Here is a 21,329-nt window from a genome sequence, read left to right as displayed (position 1 = left end):
CTTCCACCAGGAGGAGCGCACGGCTGAGCGAATCTCCTCCACCCACCCGGTCGATCGAGAGAAAAAACCGCACGCGCATGCCCACCATCGCAACCCTTCTCGTCGGCGCTCGGCCAGAGCCCTTTCTTGCCGCAGCCCTTGCCAGCCTGAACGATGCCGTTGACCGCATCGTGGTGAACGACAACAGCGGCGACCCACTGTGCGCGAATCGTGCCGTTCTCGAAGCCTCCGCGCTCTTCCGGAGCCAGCGCATGGAGATCGTCGACGCGCCCTTCGAAGGGTTCGCCCGCGCGCGCAACCACTGCCTCGATGCGGTTCGGCGCCAGGGCCATCACGACGCCTGGATCTTCATGGTCGACGCCGATGAGGTTCACGGCGGGGGGCTTGAAACCGTGACCCGCGGCGTTCTCGCGTCACTGCCTCCCTCGGTGGGGGTGGTCGACGCCTACGTGGTGCAGTTCCTGCAGACCCTCGACTACTACATCTCCCTCGACCGACGTCACAACCTGTTCTTCCGGCTCACGCCCGAGACGCGCTACGAGCGCGATGTGCATGAGCAGCTGCAAGGTGTGCGTGGACGTCGCCTCTGCCTCCCCTACGTGTATCACCACTACGGATACGTTCGCCCCAACCAGGAGATCCTCGACAAGTGGCGGCTCTACCAGAGACTGGGAGACAAGACCTACAAGGACGGGCAACTGGCGGCACAGGCTTCATCCACCATGTTCGTCGACCACGCGCCACAATGCATCCCCTACACCTGGTCGCACCCTCCTGTGATGCGAGACTCGCGCGCGCAGGCGATCGCGCAAGACAGCGATACCGATGCCTTCGTGAAAGCCGTCAGCGCCTACCTCTCACACCCCCGCGCGCGCTGGTGGGCGCGCCTTCGAAGCGTCAACTATCGGCTGCGACTCGGGTTCCGGCTGTTCGAGTGCCTGCCCTGGATGCGCCACCTCGGTCCCTGGTTCGACCTGGCCCGCCAGACCCTCGTCCCGTAGGCGACCAAACGCGCAGCGCCAAAAGGAGGAGTCAACTACGGGCATCGTCAACATCTATGCGCGTTTTTTGCCCTCTCGACCCGAACGACGGGGCGTGAGCGGCTGTCCCGCGAGGGACTCGGGCGTTCCTCGTCGCTCAACTCGGCCGACGAACCTCGCGCCAACCCCACGGCACCCTTCTGGAGTCTCACATGCTCAGTGTTGAATCGGGTCAGAATCTCAGCGAGAAGCTTCGCACGCGCACCGCGCGCATCGGCATCATCGGCCTGGGCTATGTGGGCCTTCCCCTGGCGCTCGAGTTCGCCCGCGTCGGCTTCTCGGTCTACGGCATCGACGGCAACAGGTCGAAGATCAGCCGGGTCAACGAGGGCATCGACTACATCAACAACCAGAATGCCCTGGTGCGCGAGCAGGTCGAGGCCGGTCGGCTGGTGGCCGGGTCAGATCTCGACGAGCTGTCGAATCGCGACGTCATCATCATCTGCGTTCCCACGCCGCTGACACGCAACCGCGAGCCGGACATCAGCTACGTCACCTCGGTGGGGCGCGATGTGGCCGCCCGCCTTCGCAAGGGGCAGCTGGTGGTGCTCGAGAGCACCACCTACCCCGGCACCACCGACGAAGTTCTCCTGCCCATGTTCACCGCACGAGACCTTCAAGCTGGCAAGGACTTCTACCTGGCCTTCTCTCCCGAGCGCGTCGACCCCGGCAACAAGACCTTCGGTACGTCGAACACCCCGAAGATCATCGGTGGCGTCACCCCGCAGTGCTCTGAGCTCACCCGCGAGCTGTACGCCCAGATCATCAGCGAGGTTCACGTGGCGTCAAGCGCGCGGGTCGCGGAGATGGTGAAGCTGCTCGAGAACATCTTCCGCTGCGTGAACATCGCCCTGGTGAACGAGCTGGCGCTGCTCTCGCGCCGAATGGACGTCGACATCTGGGAGGTCATCCGCCTCGCCTCCACCAAGCCGTATGGCTACATGCCCTTCTATCCTGGCCCCGGCCTGGGTGGGCACTGCATTCCCATCGACCCGTTCTACCTGACCTGGAAGGCGCGCGAATACGATTTCCAGACCCGTTTCATCGAGCTCGCCGGCGAGATCAACATGCAGATGCCCGAGCGCGTCATCGACATGGTCATCGACGCCCTCGGCACGGTCTACCGACCGCTTCGCGGCTCGAAGGTGCTCGTGCTCGGCGCGGCCTACAAGCGTGACGTGGCCGACGCACGCGAGTCGCCCTCCCTCAAGATCATCGAGCTCCTCGAGAAGCGCGGCGCGGACGTCTCCTACAACGACGAGTTCCTTCCCCACATCGAGGTGAGCGGCAAGTCGTACACGTCGACGAGCCTGGGCGAGCTCGGCACATACGACTGCGTCATCATCGCCACCGACCACAGCACCTACGATTTCACCAGAATCGTGCGCGAATCCCGACTGGTGATCGATACCCACAACGCCACGGGCGCCAGAGGAGAGAAGCATGTCTTCATCCTCTGAGGCCACGACCCGCCAGCGAGCGCTGGTGGTCGGCGGAGGCGCCTGGGGCCAGAACGTCATCCGAACCCTGCACCAGATGGGCGCGCTGGCGGCCGTGTGCGAGATGAGCGAATCGCGCAGGACACAGCTCGCGGAAGTCTTCCCTGGCGTACCCGTGTACGCTGGCCTGACTGACATGCTGGCCGCCTTCCCGAAGCTCCCTGTCTTCGTCACCACGCCCCCGTTCACGCACCACGCCTTGGCCATGGCCGCCCTCGAGGACGACCGCGATGTCTTCGTGGAGAAGCCCATGACCGTCTCGGTCGAAGACGCGCGAAGCCTGGCGCGACACGCGCAGGCGCGCGATCGAATCGCCATGGTCGGGCATCTGCTGCTCTACACCCCCGCGGTGGAGCGGCTTCGCGAGCGGCTGACCGAGCTCGGCCCCATCCGCTATCTGCACGCCCAGCGCCTCAACCTGGGTCGCGTGCGCCGCGAGGAGAACGTGCTCTGGAGCTTCGCCTGTCATGACATCGCGGTGATGCTGCATCTGCTCGACGAGTGGCCGGAAGCCGTGTCGTGCACCGGACGCGGCTTCCTTCACCCCGATGTGGAAGACGTCTCCTGGATGCAGATGCGCTTCCCCTCCGGTCGTCTGGCCTCGATCCAGGTGGGCTGGCTCGAGCCGGAACGCGTGCGCAAGCTGAAGGTGGTGGGCGAGAAGGCCTGCGCCATCATCGACGAGCTGGCCGCTGCACCCCTGCAGATCGTTCGCCAGACGGTCGATCTGCAGACCCTGAAGACCGAGGTTCAGAGCACCGAGACCCCCGTGCTCGATGCATTCGAGCCCCTGGCGCGAGAGTGCCAGCACTTCCTGGACTGCGTGCGTGATCGAACCACGCCGCGCTCCCCCGCCACGCAAGGGGTGGCCGTGGTCGAGATCCTTCAATCAACAACCACATCTCTCCGCAAGGGCGGAGAATGGATCGAGGTAGAGCAGCAAGATGAACTTCATTCACGAATCTGCGCGGCTCGGTAGCAACGTCACCGTCGGACGCTTCGCCGTCATCGAGGAGGGTGTCGTCATCGGCGACGACACGACCATCGGGCACGGCGTCGTGGTGCACCGCGACACGCACATCGGCGCCCGCTGCCAGATCGGCGACAACAGCGTGGTGGGTCGTCAGCCCGCCATTCCCGCCACCAGCACGCTGAAGACACGCGGCGACCTGAGCGGTGCCGCTCTGCCGCCCCTGCGCATCGGTGACGCCAGCACGGTCGGCGCCCTCGTCGTGCTCTACGCGGGCAGCACCTACGGCGAGCAGGTATACGTGGCCGACCTGGCGTCGATTCGCGAGAACTGCACCATCGGCAGAGCGGTCATCGTGGGTCGCGGCGTCACGGTCGAGAACCAGTGCAGCATCGGCGACTACACAAAGATCCAGGCCGAAGCCTACATCACGGCGCTTTCCACTCTTGAAGACAACGTCTTCATCGCCCCCACCGTCTCCACCACCAACGACAACTACATGGCCCGCACGGAGGAGCGCTTCAAGCATCGCAAGGGCGCCACCGTGAAGTCACGCGCGCGCATCGGCGGCAACGCCGTGCTGCTCCCCGGCGTGACCGTCGACGTGGAGGCCGTGGTGGGCGCTGGTTCGGTGGTCACCCGCGACGTGCCCAAAGCCACCGTCGTCTATGGCTCTCCCGCCCGCCCGCAGCGACCGGTTCCCGCCGAACAGCTGCTCGGACCCGTTGAAAACACAAAGGAACAGGTGCACTCATGAGCGACAGCATCCCGATGGTCGACCTCAAGCTGCAGTACACGACACTCGAAGAGCAGTTCAAGAGCGTCGTGTGCGATGTCATGGCCAGCGCGGCCTACATCAACGGTGCAGACGTGGGCAAGCTCGAATGCGAGTTCGCCGGCTACAACGACGTGCCGTTCACGGTGGCCTGCGCCAATGGCACCGACGCCCTGCACATCGCCATACGCGCCCTCGGACTCGGGCCCGGTGACGAGATCATCACCACATCGTTCACGTTCATCGCCACCTCGGGCGCCATCTCGATGAACGGGGTCACGCCGGTCTTCGTCGACATCGATCCCACGTCATACAACATCGACCCCGCCGCCATCGAGGCGGCCATCACGCCGCGCACCCGCGCCATCATGCCGGTGCACCTCTACGGCAACCCCGCCGACATGGACGCGATACTGGCCATCGCCGACAAGCACAAGCTCGCGGTCATCGAAGACTGCGCCCAGGCCACCGGCGCCACGTGGCGCGGCCGCAAGGTGGGCACCATGGGTACCGTGGGCTGCTTCTCGTTCTTCCCCAGCAAGAATCTTGGGTGCTTCGGCGACGGTGGCATCATCACGACCCGTGACGAGCAGCTCGCCCGCCGCATGCGCGCCATCGCGTCGCACGGCAGCCAGGTGCGATACCACAACGACATCCTCGGGTTCAACAGCCGTCTCGACACGATACAGGCCGCCATCCTGCGGGTGAAGCTGCCGCATCTCGATCGGTGGAACGAAGGTCGGCGCGCCGCCGCGCGCCGCTACACGGCGGCCCTGTCCGGCAGCGGCATCGTGACGCCGGCCGAGAGCGAGCACGGTCACCACGTGTATCACCAGTACACGCTGCGCCATCCCCAGCGTGACGCGATCAAAGATGCCCTGCAGGCGGCCGGCATCGCCAGCATGATCTACTACCCCATCCCGGTGCACCTGCAGAAGCTCTACGCCACCCTGCCGCACCGGCACGGATCGCTTCCGCAGACCGAAGCCGCTGCCACGCAGGTGCTCAGCCTGCCCATGTATCCGGAGCTCACCGAAGCGCAGACCACCCGAATCGCGGAAACCGTTCTCAAGGCCATCAGCGGAGTGGCCACCACCGCGTAGCAACGAATGAAAGTCGTCTCCGTCGTCGGCGCGCGACCACAGTTCATCAAGATCGCCGTGCTCTCGGCAGCGTTTCGTCGCAGCTTCGACGAAGTGCTCGTGCACACCGGGCAGCACTACGATCATGAGATGTCGCAGGTCTTCTTCGACCGGCTCGGCGTCGCCGAGCCAGCGCACCATCTCGAGATCGGTTCCGGTCCGCACGGCGCGCAGACGGGCGAGATGCTGGCGCGCATCGAGAAGGTCTTGCTCGCGGAGAGACCCGACTGGGTCGTGGTGGTGGGCGACACCAACTCCACCCTGGCCGGTGCGCTGGCCGCCGCCAAGCTGCGCATCCCCGTTGCGCACGTCGAGGCGGGTCTGCGCTCGTACGCCGACATGCCAGAAGAGATCAACCGGCGTGTCACCGATCATGTGAGCCGTCTTCTCTTCACCCCAACCCGTCGCGCCACCGAGACCCTGCGCGGAGAGAATGTGACCGGTGAGATCATCGAGGTCGGTGACGTGCTCGTAGAAGCCGTGAACCGCGCCACCGCTCGCGCGCTGGGCGAAGAGATCATCGACCGCCTCGCGCTTCCTCGAAACGGGTACTGGCTCGTCACCTTGCATCGCGCCGAGCTCACCGACACGCCAGATGTCCTCGCCACGGTGCTCGATCGACTGGCACTGCTGCCCGGTCCGGCCATCTTCCCCATGCATCCGCGCACGCGCGCGGTCATCGAACGCGAGGGCTTGAAGCACAAGATTCCTTCGAACGTTCAGGTCACGAATGCCGTCGACTTCTTCGAGATGCTTGCGCTCCAGCGCAATGCCCGTGGAATCGTCACCGACTCCGGCGGCGTGCAGCGCGAAGCCTACCTGCTCGGAACCCCCTGCTTCACCGTTCGCGACGAGACCGAATGGCCCGAGACCCTGACGGGGGGATGGAACCGCATGGTCGGCCGCGATGGCGCCGAACTCTCAGCCGCCTTGCAGCAGCCGGCTCCCAGCACCGAGCGAGCGCCCGTGTTCGGCGATGAGACCGCATCGGAGCAGATTGCAAAGGCCCTCTTAGAACGCGCCTCCACCGCAGTGCGGTCGAAAGCGTCTGAGACGCGCGCCTGAGCGATGTGCGGAATCGCCGGCGTCGTCAGCCTGGACGGGCGCCCCATCGACCCCACGCACATCGCCCGCATGAACCAGGCGCAGCTGCACCGCGGCCCCGATGGTGGGGGAGAGTGGTTCGGCGTAGGGGTGGCGCTGGGACATCGTCGCCTCACCATCATCGACCTCTCTGACGAAGCCGCGCAGCCGTTCGCATCTGCCGACGGACGCTACGTCGTCACCTACAACGGCGAGATCTACAACTATCGCGAGCTGCGCCAAGAGCTCGAGGCCCTCGGGAGACACTTCCGCAGCACAAGCGATACCGAGGTGCTGCTCGCCGCCTACGAGACCTGGGGAGCAGAGGCGCTGACGCGCTTCAACGGGATGTGGGCCTTCGCCATCTGGGACTGCCAGGAACGAACCCTGTACTGCGCGCGCGACCGCTTCGGTGTGAAGCCCTTCTACTATGCCCTCACCAACGGCCAGCTCATCTTCGCCTCAGAGATGAAGGGCATCCTCGCGGCCGCGCCCCACGCAAACCGCCCCCACCCCGGCTACCTCCAGAACTTCGTCGCCAGCGGCCTCTTCGGAGACACCGATGAGACGTTCTTCCGCGACATCCTCGCCTTGCCGCCAGCCCATCACATGCGGGTGAGAGACGGACGCGTGGAGGTCTCGCGCTACTGGCACGTGACCCCCGAACGCTGGCGTGAGAAGGCAGCGGGAACCGCCCCGATCGAGACCTTCGCCACGCTCTTCGGCAACGCCGTTCGCCTTCGGCTGCGCAGCGACGTGCCCGTGGGGACGTGCCTGTCCGGCGGGCTCGACTCGAGCAGCATCGCGGCAGTGGCCAGCCGCCTGCGCGACACCCCGCTGCGGACGTTCTCATCGATCTACGATGACCCGGACTGTGACGAGCGCGGCTTCATCGAGGAGATGCAGAACAGCTGCGCGCTCGAGCCGTACTGGGTGCACCCCGATGGCGCCGACCTGCCCACGGTTCTCGAGGCCATGATCCATCATCAGGACATCCCTGCGGCGGCCCCGGGCATCTTCTCGCAGTGGAACGTGATGCAGACCGCTCACGGTCGGGTGAAGGTGCTTCTCGATGGCCAGGGGGGAGACGAGCTGCTGGGCGGCTACTTCCCCTACTTCGGGGCCTACCTGCGCGCCATCGCGGTGAGCGCCCGCGCACGTGGACTCGGGCCGACACGGGATCGCCTGCGTCGCGAGTACGCCGAGATCAGCACGCTCACCGGCCAGACCTTCGAACGCGGACTGCCTCGACTGCTGCGTCTGGCAGCCACCGCATGGCTGATGGGCGCGCCGCGACGGCGGGTCACACCCTGGCGCATGCCGGTCGAGTCGTCGATCCATCCGGCATTTGCCGCCCAGGCTGCCGCTCACCCCGCCCACCGCGAGAACGCGCCGACATGGTACACCGACCCACTGAACCAGACCCTGGCCGACGCGCTGCTGCACACCTCGATCCCGGGACTGCTGCACTATGAAGACCGCAGCTCCATGGCCTTCGGCATCGAGGCGCGCACCCCGTTCCTCGACGTCAACCTGGTGGAGTTCGTCATGGGGCTCCCCTTCGAAGAGAAGATCAAAGGGGCCACGACAAAGGCGCTGCTGCGCGATGCCATGGCCGGCGTGCTGCCAGAGCCCGTACGGCTGCGCCGCGACAAGAAGGGGTACCCGACACCGCTGGCCGCATGGCTCCGGGGAACGCTGCGCGAGTTTGCCCGCGAGCTGCTGCTCTCCGAACAGACGCGGCGGCGCCAGGTGCTGCGTCCCGAGATGGTGGAGCGGCGACTGCGCGAGCATCTCGAGGGAGAGGCCGATCACAGCTGGCTCATCTGGCGGTGGATGACCCTCGAGATCTGGTTCCGCTGCTTCGTCGATCGCCCCTACGAAGCAGGGAGCCGCCCCACCGCGCTGAGCGCGCGGGTGTAGACGTCGAGGAGCACGCTCGACTGCGCCTCCCAGCAATATCGATCGAGCGCGGCCCGTCGCGCGTTGGCGCGACAGACCTCCAGTCGCTCCCTGTCGTGGGTGAGGGCATTGATGGCCGCAGCGATGGAGGCCGGGCGATTCGGGTTGAAGAGCACGCCCGCGTCATTGCCGGAGATGACCCGGCGCAGCTCCGGAAGATCACTCGCGGCCACTGCAAGACCGCTCATCATGTACTCAAACAGCTTGTTGGGGGAGCACAGCAGGTTGTTGATGCCCGTGGGCTTGTATGGAATCACCCCGATGTCGGCTTCCGCACCGGCCTCGATCACCGCGTCGAGGGCCACCAGGTCCTCGAACACGACGTGCGTACCCAGCAGGCCCAGCGCCTGCGCCGTTCGCTCGAGCTCAGGGCGCATCGAGCCGTTTCCGCGGAACACGAGCAGCGCGCGCTCAAGCAGCGGCGCAGCCGCCATGAGCTCGGCCAGCCCCCGATCGGCAGCGATGAGCCCCCCGTGTATGAGCACGACGACGCGATCCTGCGCAAGCTGGCGCAACGGACCATCTCGGCGCAGCGCACCGTCGACGCGACGCGGACAGTTCAGCACAACCTCCACAGACAGAGGGGGGCATCGGCTCTCGAGCACCGCGGCAATGGTGGGGTTCACCGTGATGGCCCCATCGATCAAAGGCGCCATGGCCACGAGCAGATCGTCGTAGAAGGCGTAGTACGCCTCGGTGCGCTCCTCTCTGGCGCGACGAGGGGCGTGCTGCTCGGTCCACAGCTCGTGGGCATCGTAGATCAGGGCGCAGCGACCGCCACGAGCCTGCTTGATGCGCAGGCCCGCCAGCAGCGTGTCGAGATCGTTGCAGTGCACGATATCGGGCTCGAACGCCAGCGCCTGCGCCGCAAAGCTCTGTCCCAGATGAACCTGGTCATGCACGATGGCATCATGATCACCCATGTGCCGCCGGCTCTGCTCCCAGACCGACACATCTGCGAGTCGACGCGCGAGCCCGTCGAGCGCGGGCGGCATCGGGCCGAAGACATCACCCGAGCGCATGCGCTTGAGCGCTCGTCTCAAGCGCTTGTCGTATGTGTTCAGCGTCTGATAGAGGCGATTGCGCCGCAGCGGAAAGGTTACCGCTTCATCGTAGGCTTTCTGGAACTGCTTCCAGCGACCCGGGGCGCGCGCTGCCTCACCGGCGGAGGCGACGATGTGCCCCTCTCCGTGAGCCGGCGCAACCGCCGGCTTCGGGCGTGCCTCGAGCCGCGCGATCTGCTCCCGAGAGAGCACGGCGCCCCCTGGCGCAATGCGCACCACGGGGACACCGTTGATGCGCTCAGCGTCTGGTGCGCGGGAAGAGCGCACCCCGATCACCAGCACCTCGAAGCCGTGGGCGGCGGCGGCCCCCGCTGAGCGCTGCACGCGCCCGTCGTTCACCACGTCGTTGAGCACGAGCAGGCAGAGCCGAGGAGGGCGCTCAGTCGCCCGTGAAGCGATGGGCTCGGTCACGCCCGTCTCCCGTTCAATCGTCTGCGACCACGATGCAGACGCGTCTGCGTGCGCGCCGAGCGTCTGGGTCTGCGTCGACTATTAGGCCGACGCGCAACGCCTTCCTCCAACCCCCACGGGGCTCGAGCTCAGAGCTGCCCTCGAATCATCGGCGGGGTGAAGGCATAGAGGCCCGCGCCGCTCAACGGCCCGCCAACGGGCGCTGCGTACGCGTTCGCAACCTGCTGCAGCATGTGTATCGCCTGCGGCGCAGCCCCGTTGTGAACGAGCTGCCCGACCTGCTGTCGCTGGTCCTCGGTGAGGTGATGGCCCACGGTCTTCAGAAGGCCCTGCAGCTGCATGGCGCTGTTGAAGTCGGCCACCTGTCCACTCCGCGTCACGCAGGCTCCACCTGGCTTTGCCGCCGCTCTGGGAGCGGGCGCGCTGCCGTCGAGATGAAACATGTGACTGAGCATCGAGAGGCCCTGGATCGCCGCAAGTACCGGGATGTGCATGGCGCGAGATCTCCTGTCTCTGCTTCAAGCGGGCACTCGACCAGGTCGAGGCTGCGCGAGGAGGGCACGGTGCGATATCCGACCGCGCCTCGGCCTTGTTGTCGGCCTGTTTGCCTGAAACTTTAGCCGCGCCAGGCAGTTAATTCTCGCAGCGAAGTGTCCGATAGTAGGGTCACCGACGGCAGCGACCGATTCGGCAGGCCGCCCAGAGCAACAGGCTCCCAGCCTGGCGGGCGAGCACCGGACAACGGGACAGCTGGCCGCGTGACACAAGCGGACGGAGGCATACCGAAGCCATGATGATGTCGCTCTACACGGCAGCGAGCGGAATGGGTGCCCAGCAGCAGAACATCGATACCATCGCCAACAACCTTGCGAACCAGGGTACCCACGGCTTCAAGAAGATGCGGCTCGGCTTTCAGGACCTGATGTACCAGACCGAGAAGCCCGCGGGTCAGACCCTCGCCTCCGGCGGCACGCTTCCCGTGGGAAGCTCTACCGGGATGGGCACGAAGGTCGCATCGACCACCCGCGTGATGACCCAGGGGGTCTTCCAGCAGACGGGCAGCCCGCTGAACATCGCCATCCAGGGCGAGGGCTTCATGCAGGTGCTTCTGCCGAACGGCACGACCGCATACACGCGTGACGGAAACCTGCAGCGAGACGCCAGCGGCAACCTGGTGACCTCCGATGGCTATCCGCTCCAGCCCGCGGTGGCCATTCCGGCCGACGCCACACAGGTCATCATCGGCACCGACGGCAAGATCAGCGTGCAGCAGGCAGGGGCGACCCAGCCCAACGATATCGGTCAGCTCACCCTCGCGCGCTTCCCGAACACCGCCGGGATGCAGTCCATCGGCCAGAACCTCTACTTGCAGACGCCCGCGTCCGGAACGCCGACCCTGAGCAACCCCGGAACCACTGGAACCGGAACGGTGAGCCAGGGATTCCTCGAGATGTCGAACGTGCAGGTGGTCGAGGAGATGGTCAACATGATGACCGCCCAGCGCGCGTACGAAATCAACTCGAAGGTCATTCAGGGAGCCGACCGAATGCTCGGCATCCTGGCGAACCTCAAGCAGTAGGAGGGTGCCGCGATGTCAGCGCTTCGCACAGCCCTCATCGCCATCGCCGCACTTCTTGCGCTGCAGACGGCAAGCCTTGCGGCCCCGGTGCAGACCGTGCCGGGCCCGCGGGTGAATACCGCGGCGGAAGGGTTCGTCAGCACTGCGCTGACGGCTCGCCCTGCCGACGTCAGAAGCGTCTACAGCATTCCCGACCGACTGGTGCCGTCTGGTGGCGTGACCCTCAAGCCCCACTGGCCCGCGGGTGCCCTCGCACCGCGTCCGGGCTTTCGCGGAAGGCTGAACGTGCCCGTGTCGCTGGTCGTGGGCGGGGTCATCGTCGACGAGGTGCTCGTGCAGGTGCAGGTGGGCCTCGACACCGCCGCAACCACGACGCAGCTCGGCAAGCCATCGGCCATCTTGAAGACGGGTGACCCGGTGCACGTGCAGCTGCAGGGCAGCGGGTTGAACATCGTGCTGATGGGCACGATGCAGCAGGACGCCAACCAGGGAGATCGGGTGCGGGTGGCTGTTCAAGGTCCCTACCGCATCCTGTTCGCCACCGTGAAGAACGACCGCGAGGTCGCTGTGGAGCCCGAGCCATGAATGCAATGGACGTGAGCGTGAAGCCCCAGGAGAAGATCGTTGAACGCAACGGGAAAGGCGGGTCGAAGCTGATGAAGAGGCTACACCTCGTACTGATGATGACGTGCTTCGTGACGGCGTGGGTGCTGCTGCGCACCGCGGCAGGATATGCCGACGTGATCATGGCCAAGGATCAGCCCATCGACCTGTTCGGCACCAGCAGCAAGGTCGTGGTGGGAGACATGCTCACCGTCGTCTTGAGCGAGACGGTGACGGTGGACACCGCGGTGACCTCGACCAAGAAGCGCCAGAGCACCTGGAAGACCTCGGCCGGCGCGGGCCTGCTGACCTTCATCCCGGGGTTCGAGAAGAACGGGTCGAGCTCAACCGACGACAGCGACACAAACAAGCAGGCCCAGACCATCACCTCGCAGATGACGGTTCGCGTGACCGCCATCGAGCCCAATGGAAACCTGCAGGTCGAGGGCTCGCGCATCCTGTGGGGCAACGGCCGCAAGGTCTCGATGTCACTGAAGGGCATCGCGCGTCAGGTCGATATCAACCCGGACAACTCCATCTCGTCGCAGCGCCTGCTCAACCTCGCCGTGCGGGTCGACGGGATGAACTCGAGCAAGCCGTTCGACGTCGTGCGCACCGTGGTGGGCAGCACGCCGCAGCAGTAGCAGGGGCGAGCAAGACCCGAGTCCAAGACGACAGGCATGCGCGCCACACAAAGCACCAGAGGTCGATGGGTACGTATCGCGGGAGCGACGGCAGCAGCCGTCGCTCTCGTCATCCTGTCGGCGGCTGCGGCACCGTCGACGCAGGCGCGCGCCTTTGCGCTCGAGGTCCTGGCCCGATACGCCCCCGACGGACGGGCCATCATCGATCGCTACGAATCGAGCCCCTGGGCGTATCGACTACCCGACCGCTCGATCTCGATGAGCCAGACCGACTTCATGGACTTCGTCCCAGGCGGCACACCCGCCGAAATCGTTGCGGCGCTTCCCACGGCCGTGCACGAGACGTGCCACAGCTACAGCCGCAAGCTGGCCTGGAAGATGCTCTCCGAGACCCACCAGCCCTGGCATGAGAGCCTTGCCCTGCCGATCTCCGCAGGCGTGGATCTGCTGGTTCCCATCACGCCGACCTTCCCGAGCGCCACCCTTGCGCCGCGCATCGACCCCGACCTGCGAGACGCGCGCTACCGAACCTACGTGGCAACTGACAACGCCAACCAGAGCACCCAGTCGAAGGGCGTCTACGGACTTCTCGACGAGCTCGACGCCTACCGCTGGGGCACCCAGACGGCCGTCGATCTGCTGGCATGGCACCGCCGAGAGGGTCCACACACGCGAGAATCGTGGACGAAAGGGCTGCAGGCGGTGGAAGGGATGTACCCCGCACGCGCCCAGATGAAGCTGTTCATCCTGACCTGGCTGCAGGAGGCCCGCACCCACCACGCGCGAGAGTGGCAGGCCTTCCTCGACAATCCCACGGCAGCACGCGCCCTGTTCGCCGTCGATGATGCCTACGATCGCACAATTCGCCGCTATGCCCAGGTGAAGGCCGACATCCTCCGAGAGACCGGCATGCGGGAGACCGGCGACCGCATCGAGATGGGTGGCGGCTTCGCCATCGGAACCGGCGCGGCAGAATACGCCCGCTTCACCCGCGCTCTGGCCCGCCCAGACCTCCAGGCCCTCGAGCAGATGCTGCGGGCGCGGTCGGCAGGCGGGCACCCCGCGCACTGATCCGCATCGATCGGCGGAGAACAGGGCTCACTCGTATCCCGGTGGTACCTCGTGCGCGATCTCGATCTCCGCGAGGTCGCGATTCGCGGGGCCCTGAAAGACCCGACCCGTACACGTGTATCGCGACCCATGACATGGACAGTCCCAGGTCTGGTCGGCAGCGTTCCACCGAACGATGCCGCCCAGGTGGGTGCATACCGCCGAGTGCTCCACCACGGTTCCATCCGGTCGGCGCCAGGCCGCGATCTTTGTGAGACCGCGACGAACCACCGCACCCTGACCGAACGCGAGGGCGTCGACAGACTCGACATCGCCCGGCGTGACCCAGTCGCCGTAGTGGGACGCCACACTCAAGCCCTCACGCACCCACTCCCCCGTCGCGCGAAACGTCATTCGCGCGGGATCATACAGGCTGGTCCAGGGATTGTGCACGCCGAGAATCATCTCGGTGACCATGGTTGCGCCGAGGGTGGCATGCGTGAGACCGTTCCCGGAGTCGCCCGTGATCACGTACACCCCTTGCCCATGCGTGGGATTTCGTCCGATGAACGCCAGCCGGTCGAACGGTTCGAGCACCTGGCCCGACCACCGGTGCAGCACCTCTCCCGCCATATCGAACCGCTCCCGCATCCAGGCCTCGAGCCGATTGAAGCGAAGCGCCCCATCGTCTGCCAGTCCGGTGCCGTGATCCTCTCCCCCGACGAGCAGGAGATCGTAGGTCGGCTGCTCTCCATCGGTGCTGCCCGGCTGCACCCTTACATAGTGGTAGGGATCAAGGGTATCGCAGCAGAGCACACGTGGCACGCTTCCCCTGGGCACGAGGGCACCGATCACGTAGGTGAGACGGGCATGCTGCCTGGTGTGGATGGTGACGCGATCGATGACGGGGCTGTTCGTCGCCACAACGATGTCCTCGAAGCGCACCGTGTGCCGATCGCGGGTGCGCACCCGCTGCGGTTCGAAGGCCACCACCGGCGTGTCGGTGCAGATTCGAACCCCAACGCGCTGGCACGCCTGCACAAGCCCAGCGACGTACTTCATCGGATGCATCTGGGCCTGACCAGGAAACCGCAGCGCCGGCCCGCTCTCAAACCCGACATAGGGCGCTCGCTCGACGATCGCCGCATCGATGATCCCCGCCCGAACCGCCGCATCGCACTCTGTCAGGAGCTCGTCGACCCCATGGCCCATAGGCAATATGAGGAAGCCATCGACCCGCTCGAACTCGCAATCGATCTGCTCGGTTCGAGAGATCTCCTCGATACGATCAATCGCATGGGTGTGGCTTGCCGCCACCAGACGCGCTGCCTCTGGGCCATGCAGCCGCTCGATCACATGATATCGGTCGTCATAGGCATTCGAGAGGTGGCCGGTCGAACGGCCGGTCATCCCTCCCCCCGCGCCAAATCGTTCGAGCACGATCACGCGCTTGCCCGCTCGACCGAGCATCAATGCCGTGGTGAGTCCGGCAATGCCCCCTCCCACCACACAGACCTCCGCGTCTATATCGGTGTCGAGGGGGCTCGTGCGCACGGGCGGTACAGCCGCGTGCCAGACAGACGTGGTCGCTCCGGATTCAGACATCGTCGCATTCAGCTCCAATTCGATGGGTCTCATGCAAGAGATACCCACTGAAGCGACTGGCCTGAAGCCAACGGTCAGGCCAACGTGGGAATCCCGTAGAACGACGCGTGCAGCTGCTGGTAGGCGCCCCCCAGCGCGAGCAGCTGCTCATGCGACCCCGACTCCACGATCTGGCCGTTCTCCATCACGAGAATCACGTCGGCCTGGCGCACGGTCGAGAGCCGATGCGCGATGACGAAGGTGGTGCGGCCTTCGAGCAGGCGATGGAGCGCGACCTGGATGTCTCTCTCCGACTCCATGTCTATGGACGCCGTCGCCTCGTCGAGGATGAGGATGCGAGGATTGGCGATGAGTGCGCGCGCGATGGCGATGCGCTGCCGCTGCCCACCTGAGAGCCCGCGTCCCCCCTCCACCAGACGGGTGTCGTAGCCGTCGGGCAGGGTCCGGATGAACGCGTCGCAGTGTGCCGTGCGACAGGCTTCGAACATCTCGTCATCGGTGGCCTCGTGACGACCGTACTTGAGATTATCGCGGATGGTGCCCGAGAACAGGAAGTTCTCCTGCAGCACGAACGAGATCTGCCGGCGCAGCGACTGCAGGGCCACCAAACGAATATCGTGCCCGTCCATTCGAATGACGCCTTCATCTGGATCGTAGAAGCGACTGATGAGCGCCACGAGGGTAGACTTGCCCGCACCGTTGTGCCCGACGATGGCCACCAGGCTGCCGTGTTCAACGGTGAAGTCGAGTCCCTGGAGCACCGGCTTGCTCTTGTCGTAGCCGAACACCACGTTCTCGAACCGGATGTGCCCGCACACGGGGGGAAGGACGGGCGCGCCCTCCGCCTCATGCACCTCCGGATGGATGTCCTTGATCTCGAAGATGCGACGGGCGGCGAGCAGGCCGCGGCGCAGGTTGGAGAGGGTGTTGCTGAGACGCGAGATGGGGGTGCTCGCCAAGAGCAGGTAGGCCCAGAACGCCATGAAATCTCCGAGGGTCAGAATCTTGCTCGACACGGCGTAGGCCCCGTAGCCGATGACGATGACGAGGCTCAGCGATGAGATCACCTCGACGACCGGGCTCTGCATGAGCACGCTTCGCGCAAGCCTGATCGCCATGCTCGCCGCCTCGCCGCTCGAGGCCTCGAAGCGCGCGATCTCGTGATCTTCCTGGGTGAATGCCTTGACCACGCGAACGCCCGACAAGGTCTCTTGCACCTGACTGGTGAGATCAGATGTCTTGCCCTGCGAGCGCAGCACCGTCGACTCGATGGAGCGATCGAAGCGGTCGATGACCCACGCGGTCACCGGCGTGAGGAAGAAGGCAAGAAAGGTCATTCTCCAGCTCAGGTAGGTCATGTAGGTGACCGAGCAGATCGCCACGATCACATCGTTCATGAGCGCGATGATGCCTGAGGCGACAAGCTCCATGACGATGCGGATGTCGTCGGTGAGACGCACGATGATGTCTCCCAGTCGCGCTCGGTCGAACCACGTGAGAGGCAGCATCTGCAGGTGCGTGTAGACATCGTCGCGCAGATCCCGGATCGTGGACTGGTTGCCATAGGCCATGAGGTAGGCCTGTGCGTAGAGGAAGATTCCCTTGAGCATTCCGCTTCCGATGAGCGCGAGCAGGGAAAGGTGCAGCGCCGCATAGTCCTCGCGTCCGGGCAGCAGAACCCGATCGGTGAGGATCTTCAGGATGTAGGGCTGGATGACGGCTGTGGCATTGAGGATGACGGTGGCGATGATGCCAAGCACGTACGAGAACCAGTGCCGCCTCGCGTACGGTGCGAAGCGCCGGAAGATGTCGCGCATCTCACCAAAGCTGAGCGCCACCTGGACGCGAGACTTCTTGATCTTGATGATGCTCACGTCGACGACGCTTCCAGCAAGGGTCTGTAGAGCTCCCAGTAGGTTCCACGAAGCGCCAGCAGATCGGCGTGCCTGCCCTGCTCGACGACGCGACCCTCATCGAGAACGATGATGTGGTCGGCGGCCTGGGCCAGGGTCAGGCGATGAACGATGTTGATGACCGTCTTGCCGGCTGTCGCACGGTGCAACGTCTCCTGAATGGCGCGCTCTGCATTGGGGTCGAGGCTCGAGGTGGCCTCATCGAGGATGACGATGACCGGATCGCGCAGCACCACGCGCGCGATGGCCAGACGCTGCCGCTGTCCGCCGGAGAGGTTGCGGCCGCACTCCTGCAAGGGGGTGTCGTAGCCGAGCTCCATGGCCGTGATGAACTCGTGGGCACCCGCCACCTGAGCGGCAGCTTCGACCTCGTCGTCGGTGGCTGTCGGTCGCCCGTAGCGGATGTTGTCGCGCACCGTTCCGCTGAAGAGAAAGGTATCTTGCGGCACCACGGCGATCTGGCGCCGCAGCGACTGCAGCGACACCTCCGAGATGGGCTGACCGTCGATCGAGATTCGACCCGACGTCACCTCGTAGAACCGCGGCACGAGGTTCACAAGGGTCGACTTCCCCGCGCCGTTTCGGCCCACCACAGCCACGTGATGGCCGGGCTCGATTGTGGCCGTCACCCCACGCAGTGCCTCATCGCGAAGCGCGTTGTAGCGGAAGTGGACATCTTCAAACGAAATGCGTCCCTCGATGGTGGCGAGCTCACGCCCTTCAGACGTTCGTGCCTCCTGCTCCGGACAGTCGAGGATCTCGAACACGCGAGAGGTTGCCACCTCTCCCCGCGTGATGAGCTGCATCGTTCCCGCCATGCGATTGATGGGCGTCATCGCCAGAAGCATGTACCCCCAGAAGGCCAGCAGATCGCCCAGGGTGAGACGCCCGCTCATGACGTTGACCGCACAGTACCAGAGAACGAGCGCGATGCCCACCGTTCCGAGCACCTCGAGCAGCGGCGACTGCGTCGCGGTGAGCTGCACCATTCGCATCGCCCATCGAAAGCTGTCTCGACTTCTCTCAGAGAAGCGCTGGCTCTCGTAGTGCTCCCGGTTGAAGGCCTTCACCACCTTGATGCCTTCCACCGTCTCCTTGACCACATTGGAGAGATCAGACAGGGTCTTCTGGGCAGACTCAGTCGCGTGCGTCATGCGCTTCGAGAAGCGACGCACGATGATGCCCGCGGCCGGCGTGATCACCATACCGACGATGGTGAGCTGCCAGTCAGCAGACACCATCCAGGTGAGCGAGCTGACGATGACGATGCAATCATTGACAAGAATGCTCAGCCCACCGTTGATGAACTCCGTCACAACACGAAGATCGCTGGTGAATCGCACGATGAGGTCACCCACGCGGCTCTCGTCGAACCACGAGAGCGGCAGTCGCAGCACGTGCGCGTACAGGCGATCTCTCAGGTCTCGCGCCAGGCGCTGGCTCCCCGTGGTCAGCCAGTAGCCCTGAAGGTACGTGAACAGGCCCTTCATCGCGGTAGCCCCCAGAACGCCAGAGAGCAGCAAGAGAAGCACGTTGGTCTTCCCCGCAAGCGATTGCGCCGTGAGAACGTCGTCGGTGAGGCGCTTGAGCAGGTACGGCCTCAGAAACGAAGCGAGGTTCGTGAGCAGCATGGCGCAGCCGGCCGCAACGAAGCAACCGCGATGGGCCTTGGCGGTTTCCCATAGGCGGGACAGGGTGTGGAAGAGACCGCGCTTCAACTCAGTTGGGGCTGTCATGACGCTCAGAGAGGGAAGCCTCAGTGTACTAGAGGGGGTGGAAGGTGTCAATGCGAGCGATGCCGCGCCACGGGCCAGCGCGCCGGTATCAATGAAGCGGTTGCGCCACCCGAGGGTTCCCTCGGATCTCGACGAAGTCCCCTCGCACGCAGGCTCCCTGCGAGCGCGTCTCTGGTCACGCAGCGAGCCGCCACCTCTCGAACAGGAGACACGCCTCGCCTGAAAAGCACGTTTGCGCGGTTCTTTGCCTGGCTCATCACCGCAGAGCTCGTCACATCTGCCGTTGCGTTGCTGCTGATCGGCCCTGGGGCTCGCTACTGGTTGTTTCAGCACGCCCGCGGGCTGGCCGAGACACTGCCCCAAATCGCCGCCCAGCTCGACGCTGCGACCATCGAGAAGATCGGGCGCACCGACACGCCTGGCAGCAACCCCGCGTACAGAGCCACTTCCCAGAAGCTCGCGGCGCTCGAGCGACGCTGGTTCCCCGAGCGGGGCCATCACCTGAGCATCGTGGTGGTCGACGGCGACCGGGAAGCCAAGATCGTCGAGCCGGACGATGCCGACGATCAGATCTCTGCCGAGGTCTGGTTTCCCGCTGAGCCCTTCGCCCTCGACGCCCTGGGCAACAAGGTCTCGTACTCGCCCGCCCCCTACACCACCCACCGCGGCGACGAGAACATCACGGCGTACGCGCCCATCGCCGACAAGAGCGGCAAGGTGGCCTATCTGCTCAGCGTCGACTACGACACCAGCTCATTGGCCGACACCCTGCGGGTGGTGCGCTTCAGCTTTCTCGCGGCCGTGGTGCCCGCCATCGTCATCTCGCTCACGTTCGCGGCGCTGCTGTCGCGACGCTTCGTCGACCCCTTCGACCTGCTGCGCGCGCTGCACGAGGCGATTCCCAGACGAGCACGGCCCGCTCCACCCCATCGAGCCGAAACGCCAGACGAGACCGGCGCACCCGCCCCAGCCGCGGGCGAACCTGTAGCACCGGCGTCTTCCCCTTCGGGGGAAGGAGAAGACGTCTCCCCCCGCTCCAGCGCGTCCGTGGCGGCCCCCTCGGAAACGAGCCTGCCCCTCGACTCCCGCTGGGCATCTCTGACGCCGCGGGAACGAGAGACCGTCGCCCTCAGCCATCTCAAGTACAAGGAGATCGCGGCACGCATGCACATCAGCGTAGAAGGCGTGAAGAAGCACCTCCAGAACGCCCGCGCCAAGCTCGGAACCCGTGACCGGGTCGAGCTCGCCCTGTACGCCGTGCGCATGGGCGCGCTCGAAGGCGATCTCTCCACCGCTCCCACAACAGAAGACCCCATCTGAAGGTGGTCTACCCGTTTCGGGGAGGGGGGCTCCCGGAAATCTTCCACTTTGTAGGAATGGCCCTCTCGCCCTTCTGCTGGTAGTCTGATGGCACGGTCACCCCACCTTTGTTCGATGCCGTCACTCCCTATGCAGATGAGGTGTTCATGCGTCGCCCCCCTCCCCGCCACCGCAGAAGCAAAGAGACCGCCTCTGACGGTGCTCATACCCCCGACGCGCTGCGCGCTCAACCCGCGCCCAGCCCATCTGAAGCGCGCTGGGCGCGACTGACCGCGCGCGAGCGCGAGACGGCTGCGCTCTGCCTGCTGAAATACCGCCTGATCGCCGACCGCATGGGCATCAGCGTCGAGGGGGTCAAGAAGCACGCCCAGAACGCGCGCGCCAAGCTGGGGGTTCACGACAAGGTGGGCCTGGCGCTGTACGCGCTGCGCATGGGAGCGCTTATGATGGCGCCTGAAGACGGCGCTGACGACGAGAAGACCCTTGGGGCAAGGGCAGACGAGCACCCGACCCAGCTCCCGAATTCCTCCCCCTTTGGGGAATAGCCGATCAGCCTTTTGCCTGCTACCCTGATGAAAACTCCGGGGAAGGAGCCTGCCTCCGATGGCATGCATGCGATGTGGTGGACTGGTGCCCGACGGTGGCGCCGTCTGTGCCGCATGTGACCCGCTGAGATCCGGGATGGCCGAGCTTCGCAGGCGCAACCAGATGCGAACCCTGCGGCAGGCCGTCCTTGCAATCGGCTTTGTGGCCTCACTCGCGGGCGCAGCGTTCGTGCTGTCAGAGAGCGACATTGCCCTCGAGCAATCGCCAAAGAGGCCAGTGCGTCACCCGCGCGACCTGCGCACCAGTCACAAAGGGGCATCGACCCTGACCCTCGCGGATGCGGGGAAGAAGACCGTAAGGCCATCCATGCCAGCGGACACCCCCTCC

19 protein-coding genes are annotated in these 21,329 nt (G+C 65.4%); 14 read left to right on the top strand and 5 right to left on the bottom strand.

All coding sequences use genetic code 11. The annotated features are described in order from the left end of the window. The first annotated feature begins 77 nt into the window (after positions 1-77). The 7 genes from EB084_02655 (at position 78) to asnB (ending at position 8,432) form a co-directional block, all read left to right on the top strand. The gene (locus EB084_02655) at positions 78-1,001 is read left to right on the top strand and encodes a glycosyltransferase (GenBank protein NDD27152.1); all 924 of its coding nucleotides are present in this window, start codon (positions 78-80) and stop codon (positions 999-1,001) included. Positions 1,002-1,192: 191 nt separating this feature from the next. After that, on the top strand, positions 1,193-2,500 hold the full coding sequence (locus EB084_02650; GenBank protein NDD27151.1) for a nucleotide sugar dehydrogenase: 1,308 nt from the start codon (positions 1,193-1,195) through the stop codon (positions 2,498-2,500). After that, positions 2,484-3,518, top strand: coding sequence for a gfo/Idh/MocA family oxidoreductase (locus EB084_02645; GenBank protein ID NDD27150.1), 1,035 nt, complete (start codon positions 2,484-2,486; stop codon positions 3,516-3,518). Before EB084_02650 ends, EB084_02645 begins: the two co-directional genes overlap by 17 nt. Continuing rightward, positions 3,484-4,266, top strand: a complete 783-nt coding sequence (locus EB084_02640; protein NDD27149.1) for an N-acetyltransferase — start codon at positions 3,484-3,486, stop codon at positions 4,264-4,266. Before EB084_02645 ends, EB084_02640 begins: the two co-directional genes overlap by 35 nt. Positions 4,267-4,280: 14 nt before the next feature. Then, entirely contained in the window at positions 4,281-5,387 is a 1,107-nt protein-coding gene (locus EB084_02635) for a DegT/DnrJ/EryC1/StrS family aminotransferase (protein NDD27148.1), read from the top strand. 6 nt (positions 5,388-5,393) lie between these two features. Continuing rightward, the gene (locus EB084_02630) at positions 5,394-6,491 is read left to right on the top strand and encodes a UDP-N-acetylglucosamine 2-epimerase (non-hydrolyzing) (protein ID NDD27147.1); all 1,098 of its coding nucleotides are present in this window, start codon (positions 5,394-5,396) and stop codon (positions 6,489-6,491) included. 3 nt (positions 6,492-6,494) lie between these two features. Next, entirely contained in the window at positions 6,495-8,432 is a 1,938-nt protein-coding gene (asnB, locus tag EB084_02625) for an asparagine synthase (glutamine-hydrolyzing) (GenBank protein NDD27146.1), read from the top strand. On the opposite strand, the gene EB084_02620 is transcribed toward asnB, so the two are convergent. Together EB084_02620 and EB084_02615 are read right to left on the bottom strand one after the other, a co-directional pair. Continuing rightward, positions 8,387-9,946: a glycosyltransferase gene (locus tag EB084_02620; protein NDD27145.1), complete on the bottom strand. Its 1,560-nt coding sequence runs from the start codon at positions 9,944-9,946 to the stop codon at positions 8,387-8,389. The two genes, asnB and EB084_02620, sit on opposite strands and share 46 nt — an antisense overlap. Before the next feature lie 128 nt (positions 9,947-10,074). Further along, entirely contained in the window at positions 10,075-10,440 is a 366-nt protein-coding gene (locus EB084_02615; protein NDD27144.1) for a hypothetical protein, read from the bottom strand. Positions 10,441-10,736: 296 nt separating this feature from the next. On the opposite strand from EB084_02615, the gene flgG reads away from it, so the two are divergent. Genes flgG through EB084_02595 form a run of 4 tightly spaced genes read left to right on the top strand, consistent with a single transcriptional unit; the run spans position 10,737 to position 13,843 of the window. Next, positions 10,737-11,525 (top strand): flagellar basal-body rod protein FlgG, encoded by a 789-nt coding sequence (flgG, locus tag EB084_02610; GenBank protein NDD27143.1) that lies wholly within the window; start codon positions 10,737-10,739, stop codon positions 11,523-11,525. Positions 11,526-11,537: 12 nt separating this feature from the next. Continuing rightward, positions 11,538-12,110 (top strand): hypothetical protein, encoded by a 573-nt coding sequence (locus EB084_02605; GenBank protein ID NDD27142.1) that lies wholly within the window; start codon positions 11,538-11,540, stop codon positions 12,108-12,110. Next, on the top strand, positions 12,107-12,772 hold the full coding sequence (locus EB084_02600) for a hypothetical protein (GenBank protein ID NDD27141.1): 666 nt from the start codon (positions 12,107-12,109) through the stop codon (positions 12,770-12,772). The genes EB084_02605 and EB084_02600 overlap by 4 nt, the downstream gene beginning before the upstream one ends. Positions 12,773-12,808: 36 nt before the next feature. Beyond that, positions 12,809-13,843 carry a hypothetical protein gene (locus EB084_02595; protein ID NDD27140.1) on the top strand — a complete coding sequence of 345 codons (1,035 nt, stop codon included), beginning with the start codon at positions 12,809-12,811 and terminating at the stop codon, positions 13,841-13,843. Positions 13,844-13,870: 27 nt separating this feature from the next. Here EB084_02595 and EB084_02590 read toward each other — a convergent pair whose 3' ends face one another. The 3 genes from EB084_02590 to EB084_02580 all read right to left on the bottom strand — a co-directional run bounded on the left by EB084_02590 (position 13,871) and on the right by EB084_02580 (position 19,574). Continuing rightward, entirely contained in the window at positions 13,871-15,427 is a 1,557-nt protein-coding gene (locus EB084_02590; GenBank protein NDD27139.1) for an FAD-dependent oxidoreductase, read from the bottom strand. Between the two features lie 74 nt (positions 15,428-15,501). Continuing rightward, positions 15,502-17,301, bottom strand: a complete 1,800-nt coding sequence (locus tag EB084_02585; GenBank protein ID NDD27138.1) for an ABC transporter ATP-binding protein — start codon at positions 17,299-17,301, stop codon at positions 15,502-15,504. After that, on the bottom strand, positions 17,298-19,574 hold the full coding sequence (locus EB084_02580; GenBank protein ID NDD27137.1) for an ABC transporter ATP-binding protein: 2,277 nt from the start codon (positions 19,572-19,574) through the stop codon (positions 17,298-17,300). Before EB084_02580 ends, EB084_02585 begins: the two co-directional genes overlap by 4 nt. Between EB084_02580 and EB084_02575 the strand changes: the two genes are divergently transcribed. From EB084_02575 to EB084_02565, 3 genes are all read left to right on the top strand, one after another. Beyond that, a complete protein-coding gene (locus tag EB084_02575; GenBank protein NDD27136.1) occupies positions 19,038-20,396 on the top strand; it encodes a LuxR family transcriptional regulator in 1,359 nt (452 codons plus the stop codon). The two genes, EB084_02580 and EB084_02575, sit on opposite strands and share 537 nt — an antisense overlap. A gap of 107 nt (positions 20,397-20,503) precedes the next feature. Continuing rightward, entirely contained in the window at positions 20,504-20,941 is a 438-nt protein-coding gene (locus tag EB084_02570; protein ID NDD27135.1) for a LuxR family transcriptional regulator, read from the top strand. A 136-nt stretch (positions 20,942-21,077) separates the two neighbouring features. Further along, positions 21,078-21,329, top strand: a 252-nt coding sequence (locus tag EB084_02565) for a hypothetical protein (GenBank protein NDD27134.1), incomplete at its 3' end; no start/stop codon positions are given.

The organism is Pseudomonadota bacterium, assembly GCA_010028905.1.
GTDB lineage: Bacteria > Vulcanimicrobiota > Xenobia > RGZZ01 > RGZZ01 > RGZZ01.
This window is presented reverse-complemented; position numbering and strand designations above follow the sequence as displayed.